We start from the raw sequence: 13,649 nt of genomic DNA, 5'->3' as shown, positions 1-13,649 counted from the left end.
ATCTATTTGTCATCTAATTCCTTTTTTATGCATTAGAAAAGCTGAAAACACAATTAGAATTGCAAATTGACTGTGACATGAATTTAATTAATTGATTATTCATACAAATGAATCAAACTTTATGAGTGATTGTTTTTGATATTGAAAAAGAAGATATAATAAAGAGGTACTATACGAAAAGTATAGTACCTCTTTTTAGTTTAAAGTTTGGTTGATATACACTTATACTTTACAGAACGAAATAAAATCCTGTATTGGTCCGGGCTCACCATCTCCCGTTGTTAGCTTCACTTTTGCGCTTAAATGTACAGTATATGCACAAGGTAATAAGTCATTGACATCAAATAGACTAATTGGATTTGATTCTGGTAAATTAATAAGTTGAGCAGATCCATATGTTTCTGGTGCCAACATTAATGGTATGGCAGCAAATCCAAAGTTTTGACCTGGTTTTTTAGGTCCTGTTATGGATAGAGATACAGAAGACAAGTTTTCGTTTCTAGCATGATATTTTACATGTAATGCATTAGTAATTTTATTACAACCCGTAGTTGCAGAAACAATTTCATCAATATTAACCGAAACAGAAGCACGTTGATTATTTTTTATGTCTGGTGCCCAATTACCGTGTTTATTTACATTATTATATTCAACATTAAAAATCGCAATAGGCTTAGAGGTTCCAGCTATAACTTCTGTTGCTATATTATTTAATTCACGTTGTTTCATTCGAATGGCGAAATAACGATTTCTGGTATGTGGTCTTCCTGCAGAAACAGTTGCTGTACCGATATCTGATGTAGGTGATGCCATATTCAAAGATGTCAAATTGGTTAGCGAAACAGTATTAAGTTTAAGAATTGTAGTATCTTGATGTGGCTCAAAATTACTTTCTTCTGGTACGGGAATCCAATTTCCGTTAAAATTAATATCGGGAGCAATTCCATCTGTAATATATGGTGTTTTCAATACTGGATTTGATGGATCTCCGGTAAGGGTAATATGATTACCGATGGTTGTAGGAGGAATCATATCTGGTGTTACAGGAAGCCAACCTCCTGATACAGGAATATTATTAGGCGCACCAACCTCTTGGTATTCAAACATATATTCCATTTGATTACCATTTAATTTTTGAGTAATGGTACCGATAAGGTTAATAGTATTATAAAACGCGTATTCATTAAACCCTGCCCGCAATGTTTTTCCGTTTGCGGTATTAATTTCATCTTGTATTTTAATTCTTCGGGTTAACCCAATATTGGTAAATGATGCAGGAATTGGAATTTCAGTAATCACGATATCTTCTAAACAAAGCCTTACACAAAGACATGGTCCCACATTATTTCTTTTATCAGATGGTTTTTCGAACTCTATAGAACTGCCATTGTATTCTAATTTAAAATATACATCCGGTCCGCTATTAAAAGGTGGAAAAGGTGTTTCTATATTGATCAAAGGAGAAAGAAATGTTTGTTTAAAATCTTTACTGCTATAATCTATTCTAAAATGTCCGTTACTATTTGTAGTATCCGATCCCAATTCATCATCATGAATCCAATCATCATCCATTGCAATTACTTTAACCCCAGGAATTGGAATATTGTCATTTTTACAATCCAGTAATACTCCGCAAATTACCCAAGCATCAAATAATTCACGTATTCTACACCAAAAACGACTGTTAATGCAATGTTTCCAGTAAAATACAATCCCCTGTTCAGTCTGTCTCCATCTTGGTTGTAATGTAGTAAGTGTAAACTGAATAGAATCGCGGTCTTTACTTTTTTGATTATAAACACGTTTTGTTACAATATCGATCATAATAGGTCCATCATATTCAGCATATTTTCCTTTTAATTCGATTTCATAATTTCCTATTTCATCAATTTCTGCTTCAGCTAACAATAATTTAGATTTAGCTTTGATTTGTTTTTCTCCCAAAATTTGCAACGTATCTTTTGGATTTGCTGATACTTGTGTCACAACATCAATATCTAGATTCTCTACTCTGTAAAAGCGTACAATAGAACCAAATAATGGTTCTTTACAATCTTTGCATATTTCCCCCGTCAGATTTCCCTTTAGAATAAACCCCATTTTATATAATTTTTAAGATTAATTTGTTAATATTCTCAAAAATATAATCTATCAACATTTTGAAAAAGAGACCTTTAACTGTATTTTTTTTGACATACCCCCCTTTTTTTAATGGGGATTTGACGGGAATATTTTGAGTTATTGTACTACATGCGAAACGCTATATGAACACCTAATTATCAATTGATGATTTAAATATGTACGCTATAAATGTTTACTCTTTAGTAGTATTTATTAAGGATACTACCGTTTAATTCCATGAAAAAACTAGTTTTGTTCTTGTAAATGAATAATCAGTTTATATTATAACTAGGGAATATTACTATAATTAATTTCACAAATATTGGATATAACAATTCTAAACTTTGCCATGATTGCAAGTGCCATTATGGGATATTTTGTAAGTATCGCTTTAATTACGACTTCTTTTTATAAAAGTCGCGCCAATAACTATCTCTCGCTATCCTTATTCCTAATTGCCACCTTAATCCTTTTAGATTTGCTTGGGGTTACCATAGATAATATCGCTTTTGAAATTTTAAACCTTTTCATGCTAGATATGCTATTTGCAGCTACATTATTCACCTATTTTATAATTCAAATTAAGCATGAGCTTCTAAATAACAATAGATATAAATGGATGTATCTTCCTTTCGTTTGTTCTGTTCTTCTTGAAATTTCTATGTTCTTACTTGATCTGTATGGTTCTATTTTTGATATTTTGATATACTACATTAAAGATTTTACATCCTTTGCATTAAATATATTTTTGATTTTTTGGGGAAGAAAATTAATAAAAAATGCTACTCGTATTTCAGACGATAAAAGACGTTGGTTGTTAAGAGTAAACCTTTTTATTATAGGTATTATTATAAATTGGATTTTTACTAGAATAGAATTTTACATATTCAATTCAGTATATACTATTTATATGTTATGGATATTACTTTCTTTATTCTTGTGGTGGGTTTTGTACTATGGAGTATTTAAACTACAAATAATAGCCCAAAAGGAAGAAATACATGAGTATTTAGTTTCAAAAAAGACATCTAGCCTCAAGATCAATAGGAAAATAAAAAGCGCGACTACTTCAAAAATCATTACTCAACTTTATCAGTTAATGGAAGAGGAGGAGTTATACAAAAATCCTCTATTAAGTAGGTTAGAACTAGCAACTCTCTTAGGAATAAGTGAAGGGGTCTTATCACAAATTGTAAATCAGGAAATCAATAAAAGCATCATCCAATTTGTAAATGAGTATCGAATTGAAGCAGCTAAAGATCTATTGCATGATCCCGTATTTAATAAATATTCTGTTGAAGCTATAGGTATGGAAGTTGGTTTTAAATCAAAGAGTGCATTCTATAGTGCTTTTAAGATGAGTTTAAAAATGTCACCTGGGGCTTTTAGAAAACTTCAAAAAACGTCCTGATTCGTATGATACTATCGTTTTAGTACTTCTTCAGCACTAAAAAGACTTTTTTATTTAATTGACAACTATACTTTTACGTTAATAAATTAAAAAATATACATTAATGAAAAGAGTATCCTCAAAAATGAAAATTTCTAATTGTTATCATTTCGTTACCAATTTAATTCTAATTGCATTTTTTTCAATCTTTATATGTTCCTGTGCTAAGGATGATGATCAGTCACCCGTAAATCCTACACCAGTAACTCCTGTTGGAATATCACAAGAAATTAAGGATTTAATTTATTTTAAAGGAAATGAAAGTGCACCTACAGTTCTAATCAATGCCCAAGCAGGCCCCGATATAGAACTCGGTACAGATTTAGTAGATAACATTTTTGAAAATTTTAATACTACCGATATTTTAACTGTAAATGTACACCAAGCACAAACACTTAACCCAACTATTTTACAAGGCAATGATATAACATTAGCTCAAGCCGTTAGTTTTAATACCGAAAGTATAGAAACACTATATCAAGTTATCAAATATTTTAAAGATCAGGGTAGAACCGTTTATGTTTTAGGAATTTCATTTGGTGCCTTTATCACACAAGAACTTATTGCCAAAAAGGGAATAGATAGTGCCGATAAATATCTAATTATTACAGGAAGATTAGATATAAATGATGTTGTTTGGCAAGGGCTTTCTGAAGGAAGATTTGGTTTTTTTGAAAATGGAGTGACTCCCATAGTAGATCCTGAACCAGGTATGGATGTGATTGAAAGAAATATTGGTAGATTGGCCGCTGGATTAGGTATGAATCGATATACGCAACTTCTCAATACTGTTAATGACTTATCCAACTTAACTTACATTTATGGAGCAACAGACCAAGCTGTAGGTAGTCTTACGGCAGAAGAAGTTGCCTTTTTAGAGTCAAAAAACGCCAACATATTAACAGGAAACGGAGGTCATGATACACCTTTTATTGGTTTTTTTAAACAGGGGCTTAGTGAGGCATTTGGAATAGAATAGTTAAGGTATTTTGAATTTTGTTTAATTAAAGTAAATATTTCGGGTGAAATTTTGTTTTTCATCCGAAATTAAAAAACCTTGTTTTCAAATTGCATGTATCAGTGCGTCTTACAATCAACAATAATCGTTTTATGATTTTGCTAAAACTTCTAATTTTTCAGAAACAATAATCTTATACGTTGCACTCACCGGTACTTTGTTATTGTCTATTAACAAATATGTTCTGGTTGCCTTTGTGACTCTATCTAAATTGGTAATATATGATTTATGTGTACGCTGAAAATTTTCAGATAATAAGGTATTTATATTAGTCAGTGTTTCAGAGATCAGGTACATTCTTGAATCTGTAAATATTTTTAAATAATTTCCAAAACTCTGAATATACAGAATTGATTGAAATGAAATATTAACAGGCATACCATCATGTTTTATTTGAAGCTCTTTAGTACCACTATTTTTTTTAGGTTGTATTATTTTTGAAGCAGAAACTTTGTTTATGGCTTTCAAAAAACGTTCAATTTTTACAGGTTTCAATAAATAATCAATAACACCATAGTTATAACTTTCTAATGCATATTCAGAATAAGCCGTAGTTAAAATAACTTTAGGCGGATTGATCATAGAACGCAAAATTTCTATGCCATTAAGTTCGGGCATTTCTATATCCAGAAAAATGAGATCAACTTCATTTTGTTGAATAAAATTGATAAACTCCAATGGATTCCCTGTACTCAATACTAATTCAAAATTATCAATTTTAGCACAATACTCTTCTAACACTTTACGTGCTAGTATTTCATCATCTATGATACCAATTTTAATCATTAACTATTTTTTAATACTGAAGCTGTTAAATCGATAGATAAATTTACGCGATATAATTTTTCCATATCATCAATTTCTAATACGTGAGAATTAGGATATAATAGATTTAAACGTCTTCTCACATTTTCAAGACCCATTCCTTCTCTTTTTGATGCAGCAACCATATTGGGTTTTGAATTAACTACACAAACATAAAGGGTGGTGTTTTTTATAGTGATAGAAATATCAATTGTACTCTGTTCATTTGTACTTTGGGCACCATGTTTCACAGCATTTTCGACAAATGGGATAAGTAGCATTGGAGCGATACTTAATTCTAATACATCTCCCTTAATTAAAAATTCAATAGTACAACGTTTACTTAATCTTTTTTCTTCAATTAACAAATAATTTTCTATAAACTCAAGCTCTTCTTTTAATAAAACAGTATCTTTTTTAGAGCTCTCTAGCTGGTATCTCATTAATTCTGATAGCTGCATTACAACATCAGAAGTTTCTGGTGATTGCTGCCTTGAAAGGGAATAAATACTATTTAAAGAGTTAAATAAAAAATGAGGGTTCACCTGCTCCTTCAAATAGTTAAGCTCCATCTCTTTTTGTAATTTTTCTTTCTCCTCATTTTTTTTTTGGATGATCATATTTCTTCTTAAGAAAAAAACAGCCATACCAGCTCCTGTTGTATAAAGAAGAAAGAAGAATATTTTAGAAGTACCAGACCAATTTTTCGTTCTTAAGTAGGAAAAAATAAGCATACTCCCGATGAGTAGTATTCCATATGCAAAATACCTTTTCTTATCTAAGAAATAAGGAATAAGAACAAAATGATTTAACCAAATGAACCCCATTATCATAACAGTATAATTAAGTCCATGTACATAAAAAGAAAAACTAGTATCAAAATTATCTCTAAAAAACAAATTACTCAATGTTTCAAGTATAAAAACCAACAAGAAAGCTCCTATATTAATGAGTATGGCGTATTTCAAAGATTTTTTAATCATAAATTCTTTTATTAAAAAATAAAGATAATACCTATAAATACAAATCTCTATAATTTCTTTACCAAAGCCTTATATCAATGACGAAATGGTTTTATCATTTAATTGTTGGCTTCATCCAATTTAAGGTATATGATATGAATTATACTATATTTTTATTCAACATTTAATTAAAGTAAAGTCTTATAACAATCAATCATTCTATAAAAAATCATTAGTATGAAAAAATGTATCTCGGTTCTTTTAACCATAATTCTATTTCATTCATGTGCAGAAAAATCAAATACTGATACCGAAATTGATATAATTAAAGAGGTAGAAACTGGTCTTACAACTCGGGTGCATATAGAGGGTGATTCTACATGGTCTATAGAAGAACGAATGAAACACTATGGCATTCCAGGCGTGAGTATTGCAATCATACATAATAGTGAAATTGCCTGGGCAAAAGGGTATGGTGTGATGGATAAGGAAAGTAAAGTTCCTGTTACAGAACAAACCCTTTTCCAGGCAGCGGCAACTAGTATGCCGGTAACTGCCTACGGTGCATTACGCCTTGTTGAACAAAATAAAGTAGGCTTAGATGAAAACATTAACAGGTACTTAAAATCCTGGAAAGTACCAGAAAATGAATTTACTAAAGGAAAGAAAGTAACCATAAAAAATCTTTTAAATCATTCTGCCGGAATATACCCTCGTGGAACCGGATCATATAATGCAAATGAAAAAATTCCAACACTTGTAGATATTTTAAACGGAACTTATCCAGCTAAAAATGAACCAATTACAACTAACAAAGAGCCTGGTGAAAGTGTTCGTTTTGCATATGCTAGCTATGTACCTATTCAACAAATGATGCTGGATGTTGAAGGAAAAACATTCCCGGAGATTATGCACGAACACGTGTTACAACCTTTAGAAATGAACAATAGTACGTTTAACCAATCGCTTACAACAGCGCAATTAACGAAGGCAGCAACTGGTTATTTAACAGATGGTTCTATGGTAAAAGGTAGAAGAAAGATTCAGCCATCAATGGCTTCTGCTGGATTATGGACAACTGCTCAGGATTACGCAAAATTTCTAACCAATGTACAGCAAACCCTAGAAGGTAAGAATACTAAAGGATTATCAAAAGATCTGACAGAATTAATGGGTACACCATATGGAGTGAGTAATACTGCTTGGTCATTTACATTGGGCTTAGGGTTTCAGCTTTTAAATAGAAAGGGAGAAATCTACTTAAGGCATCACGGATGGAATACAGGTTTCTATGCTGAAATTGTGGCTCATAGAGACAAAGGATATGGTGTGGTTGTCATGACTAACTCTACTTTTCCAGAGTTTAATGCAGAAGTGATTCGATCTGTAGCTCAAACGTATAATTGGGATGCGTATGTTCCGATATATGAAAAAATGCAAATTGAGCAAGCTTTAGTTGATGAAATTACTGGTAGATACCAATCTGATGTAGCAACTGTAGAAGTTTTTGAAAAGGACAATCTATTATTCTATAAAAATATACTTGATGTAGAAACTGAAGAACTAGTCAAAGTTTCTGATAGTAGTTTTGTTAGAAGAAATTCAAGTCGGCTTATACAATTTAAACCAAATTCTGAAAATGAAACGCTCGAGTTACTTTATGTTAATCGCGACGATGGAACAATAACTTCAACTTTTGCCAAGGTAGATACTGATAAAAAAGATCCTGTAGAATTCCTTCTTGAAGATGATTTTGAAAATGCATTTAAAGCATATAGAACTTTAATCGAACATGACCCTAATAACCCTAAAGTAACTGAAGATCACATAAATGATGTAGGGTATGATTTTTACCATGATAACAGAATGAAACTATCGCAAAACACTTTCAAATTAAATATGATGCTCTATCCAAATAGTTTCAAAGTATATGAAAGTTATGCAAAAGCCTGTGAAAAAATAGGAGAAATTGATCTTGCCATTTTAAATTACTCAAAATCACTTGAATTAAATCCTAAAAATAACGAAGTCAAGCACAGGCTTAATGAATTACAAAAAAATGAATAAATCAAATTCCTATATGTTAATCTGACCATTAAGTAATTGATAATGATAAAGATTATGAAAAGTAAAAAGGGTAGCATATTTAGAGTATAACTAAGTAGCTCTTTTAGTGAACAAGTCAATCTAGTAAGTTAGAATTATACAAATTGTAAAAACAAGTATATAAACGCAAACAATGAAAATTACTAAAATTTTATTATTTACATCTTTTATTTGGTTAAACACTGCTTTTGCTCAAAAAAATAGTGTAAATGACCCTGATTTCCCAGCTTTAGAAGATCGCTACCTTGGCCAAAAACCCCCAGGTCTGATTCCGGAGTTATTTGCTCCTGGCATTGTTTCTACAGAAGAGTATGTAGAATTTGGTGGTGATTTTACACCAGATATGAAAGAGTTTTATTTTAGTAGATACGGTGGAAAATATAAAAAGCGCACACTGTTCATTATGCAATATAAAAATCATAAATGGAGTAGTGCGTCTGTCTTATCAACCGACACAGAGAAATATAGGGACCAATTCAACCCTGGTTGGTCAGAAATGAAAAGTCTTGATCCTTTTAAAGATATCCCTATTCATGGTTTGTCAGTATCGGATAAAGGAACTTATTATATTGATGAATATACTAGAGAAGGGGATGGCGTTCTTAGATATTCTCAACTTATAAACGGTGTGCGAGAAGCTCCTAAACCAGTAGATAAAGTGATTAATACCGGAAAATGGGTTGCCCACCCCTTTATCGCTCCAGATGAATCCTATTTAATGTGGGATGTTGAGAAAGAGGGTGATTATGGTGCTGATATCTATATTAGTTTTCGACAAAAAGATGGTTCATGGGGAGCAGCAATTAATATGGGCGATACCATAAACACAGGATTGTATGACCAGAGCCCTAGAGTGACACCCGACGGTAAATACTTGTTTTTTTATAAGGGAGATGAAAAAGTTAGAGCAGATGGAAGTAAATATTTGGTTGGAAACCCTTATTGGGTAGATGCTCAGGTTATCGAGAACCTAAGACCCAAACAATAATTCTTAAAAAACTAAACAATTATTTCAAAAAATAGAGTACCAACCACGTCATAAAACCAAATGAAATAGCAAAGCAAATATTTAAACATAATTAAAACTATGATAAACAAAACAAGACTATTCCTTTTACTATTTCTAATACTGACAAATATTACTTTTACACAAGAAAATAGTATAAAAGAGTTTACCTCAAATAGAGAAGAAACTTCCTTGGTATCACCTCATATTCAAGTTGTTCCAATAAAAGATACTACAACAGAAAGAAACTATGAACTTTATATAGAATTGCCTGAAGATTATTCTGAGAACAATAATAAAACCTATCCTGTCCTATATTATACAGACGCTATGTGGCATCTCGAAATGTTATCTGGAGCAACAGAATACATGTTAGAAGATGTGATTCTAGTTGGTATTTCTTGGCAGAAAGACATAAATGAAAACCTGAAAAAAGAAATAGGAGCGCATGTGAGTCGGTTCCGAGATTACAGCTTTCGTAAATCAAATAAACCTGAAATTCAAAAAAAATACCAATTGGGACAAGCTGATAAACATTTGGATTTTATTCGCAATGATGTAATTAAGTATGTTGAGAATACCTATCGAACTGATCCGAACAGTCGTACGTATTTTGGATATTCAATGAGTGGGGAATTTGGCGCTTATATACTGTTAACTCAACCCGATACCTTTAATAATTATATTCTTGGCAGTCCATCGATCAAAAATGAAGTTCAGTATCTCACCGAACTTAATACGAAATTCGGACCTTATAAGGCATCAGATAAAAGTAGTAGCCTGAATGCCAATGTTTTTATTTCATATGGCTCATTAGAAGAAGAAATGGAACCTATCGAGGAGTTTGTTAGTCTTTTAAAAAATAGAAGAGATGATGGGTTATCCGTACTAAGAGAAGTGATTGATGGTACTCACCAAACTGCATTCCCTATGACAGTAGTTCGCAGTGTCGCTTGGTTATCATCCTTAATGAGTCATGTTTCAAGTAATAACAATGAAATCTCTTTCTGGGAAATTCCGCAGCTTAACAATGCATATATCAGTACAACACCAGAAGACAAAAAAGACGGTATTCCTATTGGTAAATTAGGTGTAGATGGCGGTAATAAAGAGATGATTCTTAAATTGTCACAGGAGATAGCAGACAACAAGCATGATCCTTTTGACAGCTTTCTTATTGCTCACAAGGGCAAGTTAATTTTTGAATCCTATTATAATAAAGGTCGTATTAATCTGCCTCATTTCCAAGCTTCGGCCACTAAAGCGTATACCTGTTTAGCGATCGGTCGCGCCATTCAATTAGGATATCTGTCTATGGAAGATCTAAACAAACCCCTTGTAAGTTTTCTCAAAGACCTGGATCCAACAAAATTTGTTAAAGGTGTAGAAAAAATCACATTACATCAGGCAATGACTATGCGTTCTGGTATCCGTATTAGTAAAAAACAGAGTGAAGAAATCGAGAAAAACCCAAATCAATTAAAAGGTCAGGGCCAAGTACAAGCTTACCTAGAGCATAGTGCGCCTATTACTGCTACATCTCAAAGTTTTAAATATCAATTTGATCCAGTATTGGCGATGCAGGTTCTTGATGCCGTTGTGCCCGGATCTGCCAAAGACTTTATTAAAAATGAACTTCTTGACAAAATGGGAATCACAAATTATGATTGGAAAACCGATATCAGTGGTCTGCCAAGATCAGGAAGTGGCACAAGTATGACATCACGAAATATGGTTAAATGGGGGATTTTGACCGCTAACAAAGGTAAATACAATGGAGAACAGCTCGTACCAGAAGCATTTATAAACAAAGCAACATATAAAATTCTCTATACGGGTGATGATGATATTTATGGAGGAGGTAAAGATGTTTCTAATCAGGGATACGGTTATTACTGGTGGAGTGCAGATTTAAAATCTGGCAAAAAAAGTTATTTCAGTAGATCTGCCCAAGGTGGTGGTGGTCAATATATCATTTTGATTGAGGAACTTGACCTTGTAATTGTAGTTACTTCTCATGAAAACGATAACAGCACCTTGCAAATAATCGCAGAACGAATTTTACCCGCTTTTATTAAGAATATCAAATAAGAAAGTAAACAATAATAAAAACGTATCGTCCTGTAATACTTAAAGGATTTTCATCGCTAGAAAACAGTTACTTTTTTAAGAAGCAGGAGACATTTAGTATATCTCCATATCATTCAGAACCTTAGGCCTGAATAGGAGTGAAGTGGGGTGTTTGTTGAGTGGCTTTAGTCTAGAAACATCTTTCCTAATTTGAATTTTGTTATATATTTATGGTGTGCCAAGAACCATTATCGAAAATATCGTAATTCATCACTATAAAGAGGAAACATTTTTCACATTTTGTAAATATACGACGATACGTTTTTTTGAAATTGTATATATTGAAAAAGGGAATGGTGCCATAAAAATAAATGGTAAAAAAGTTAGTTATTCGGCAAGCAGTATTTTCGTTTTTGTACCAGATGACATTTACATAATTCAAGCAGAAACACCAACAACAGTCACTGCTATTAAATTCCTAAAGAGTTTTTTTAGAAACTCTAGTTCTCAAAATACACTTTTACCTATTAATCATTGGTTTCGTAAAATTGAAGAAATTTTAAATAGTGAAAGCCATCAGCTTAGAGAAATGCAGTTTGAATCAGATCCTGACAGAAAACATTTAGTTTCTCTTGTAAATATGGTAGCTAACGAATATCTGAATAGACAGTCTTTTGATATCTTTATCATTGAAAATTCGTTATCAGTTATACTTCATTTAATTGCTAGAAATATTCAGTATATAAATATAGAAACGATAAAGGAAGTTAAGTCTTCAAAAATCCAGCAAATCATAAACTACATTCATTCTAATATTTACAATCCTGAGTTATTATCTACTAAAAATTTGGCAAAAGAATTTCATATCGCCAGTAATTATATCAGTGAGTACTTTAAAAAGCACACCGACGTTTCATTAAAAAAATACATTCTTCACTATAAATTGAAACTCGTTGAAACTAGATTAAAATATACCGATTCTCAAGATTCAGAAATTGCTTTAGAACTTGGTTTCACAGATTCTAGCCACCTAAATAAAACCTTTAAAACCTATAAAAATATTAGTCTTAGTGAGTTTAAAGCTAATTTAGTCTAGGGGTTCTTATTACAAACCTTTTTTTTTACTAATAACACATGGTTTTCTACCAAATAAACCCTGGGGTTCTAAGGTAAGTTTGTACTGTAATTATCACATAATAAAACAGTAGTAACTTAAAAATCCATAAATCATGGAGTATAAAAATTTTCAAACATTTACAGCCGAGCAAAAAGGCGGGATTTTAATAATTGATATCAACTTTGGACCTGTAAACGTACAAGGACAGGAGATGCTTGCAGACTTAAGCAGTCTATGTTTACGATTAGAAAGAGATAGAAGTGTTAAGGTAGTCGTTTTTCAATCTTCAAACCCTGGCTATTGGGTATGTCATTATGACACTAATTTACTTAGAGATATGTCTACCGAAGCAGTGCCAAGAAACGAAGTAGAACTATTAGACTTACAGTCAGTATTAGAGCGACTAAGCAATGTACCCCAAGCAACCATAGCTAAAATTGAAGGTTTTGCCAGAGGTGGCGGGCACGAAATGGCATTAGCCCTTGATATGCGTTTTGCCGCTAGAGGAAAAGCTAAATTCATGCAAATGGAAGTCGGTATGGGGATTTTACCTTGTGGTGGAGGTGCATCACGTATGGCTAGACAAGCAGGCCTTGGTAAAGCACTAGAGATTATTCTAGGAGCCAGAGATTGGGATGCAGATGAAGCTGAAAAATATGGTACAATTAATAAAGCACTCGATTCAGGTGAAATTGGACCCTATGTAGATGCTTTGGCAGAACGTATTTCAAAATTTCCCGCAAACTCAATTACTGCTTGTAAACGCGCAATATATGCTTCAATTGATTTGCCTATTAAGGAAGCTTTAAAAGAAGAAGCTTATCAATTATTCCAAGCGACAAGTAAAACACCAGCGATTAAACGTTTTACAATTGCTGATGAAAATGGAGCTCAATTTGATCATGAAAATCAAAAAAATTGGGAATCTATGTTAATTGATTTGCAAGAAATTAATTAGTAGTATTTTTTTCAAAACGGATGCTCTATTTAAAATT

10 protein-coding genes are annotated in these 13,649 nt (G+C 32.1%); 7 read left to right on the top strand and 3 right to left on the bottom strand.

What is annotated here, in order from left to right; genetic code table 11:
* Window positions 1–222: 222 nt before the first annotated feature.
* Window positions 223–2,100 (bottom strand): hypothetical protein, encoded by a 1,878-nt coding sequence (locus D1816_RS03990; protein ID WP_118501263.1) that lies wholly within the window; start codon window positions 2,098–2,100, stop codon window positions 223–225.
* A gap of 343 nt (window positions 2,101–2,443) precedes the next feature.
* Between D1816_RS03990 and D1816_RS03985 the strand changes: the two genes are divergently transcribed.
* Together D1816_RS03985 and D1816_RS03980 are read left to right on the top strand one after the other, a co-directional pair.
* A complete protein-coding gene (locus D1816_RS03985; protein WP_147405105.1) occupies window positions 2,444–3,532 on the top strand; it encodes an AraC family transcriptional regulator in 1,089 nt (362 codons plus the stop codon).
* Between the two features lie 103 nt (window positions 3,533–3,635).
* On the top strand, window positions 3,636–4,550 hold the full coding sequence (locus tag D1816_RS03980; protein ID WP_118501261.1) for a hypothetical protein: 915 nt from the start codon (window positions 3,636–3,638) through the stop codon (window positions 4,548–4,550).
* Window positions 4,551–4,679: 129 nt separating this feature from the next.
* Here D1816_RS03980 and D1816_RS03975 read toward each other — a convergent pair whose 3' ends face one another.
* Both D1816_RS03975 and D1816_RS03970 read right to left on the bottom strand, forming a co-directional pair.
* Entirely contained in the window at window positions 4,680–5,375 is a 696-nt protein-coding gene (locus tag D1816_RS03975) for a LytTR family DNA-binding domain-containing protein (protein WP_066310229.1), read from the bottom strand.
* Window positions 5,375–6,376 carry a sensor histidine kinase gene (locus tag D1816_RS03970; RefSeq protein WP_118501260.1) on the bottom strand — a complete coding sequence of 334 codons (1,002 nt, stop codon included), beginning with the start codon at window positions 6,374–6,376 and terminating at the stop codon, window positions 5,375–5,377. Before D1816_RS03970 ends, D1816_RS03975 begins: the two co-directional genes overlap by 1 nt.
* A gap of 216 nt (window positions 6,377–6,592) precedes the next feature.
* On the opposite strand from D1816_RS03970, the gene D1816_RS03965 reads away from it, so the two are divergent.
* From D1816_RS03965 to D1816_RS03945, 5 genes are all read left to right on the top strand, one after another.
* Window positions 6,593–8,422 carry a serine hydrolase domain-containing protein gene (locus tag D1816_RS03965; protein WP_118501259.1) on the top strand — a complete coding sequence of 610 codons (1,830 nt, stop codon included), beginning with the start codon at window positions 6,593–6,595 and terminating at the stop codon, window positions 8,420–8,422.
* Between the two features lie 172 nt (window positions 8,423–8,594).
* Window positions 8,595–9,449, top strand: coding sequence for a hypothetical protein (locus D1816_RS03960; protein WP_118501258.1), 855 nt, complete (start codon window positions 8,595–8,597; stop codon window positions 9,447–9,449).
* A 99-nt stretch (window positions 9,450–9,548) separates the two neighbouring features.
* Window positions 9,549–11,558 (top strand): serine hydrolase, encoded by a 2,010-nt coding sequence (locus tag D1816_RS03955; protein ID WP_118501257.1) that lies wholly within the window; start codon window positions 9,549–9,551, stop codon window positions 11,556–11,558.
* 214 nt (window positions 11,559–11,772) lie between these two features.
* The gene (locus tag D1816_RS03950; RefSeq protein ID WP_118501256.1) at window positions 11,773–12,633 is read left to right on the top strand and encodes an AraC family transcriptional regulator; all 861 of its coding nucleotides are present in this window, start codon (window positions 11,773–11,775) and stop codon (window positions 12,631–12,633) included.
* 133 nt (window positions 12,634–12,766) lie between these two features.
* Window positions 12,767–13,612 carry an enoyl-CoA hydratase/isomerase family protein gene (locus D1816_RS03945; protein ID WP_118501255.1) on the top strand — a complete coding sequence of 282 codons (846 nt, stop codon included), beginning with the start codon at window positions 12,767–12,769 and terminating at the stop codon, window positions 13,610–13,612.
* The last annotated feature ends 37 nt before the right edge of the window (window positions 13,613–13,649 follow it).

The organism is Aquimarina sp. AD10 (genome assembly GCF_003443715.1).
GTDB classification, from domain to species: domain Bacteria; phylum Bacteroidota; class Bacteroidia; order Flavobacteriales; family Flavobacteriaceae; genus Aquimarina; species Aquimarina aggregata.
Note: the sequence above shows the minus strand (reverse complement) of the source record. Positions and strands in the feature narration are given on the sequence as shown.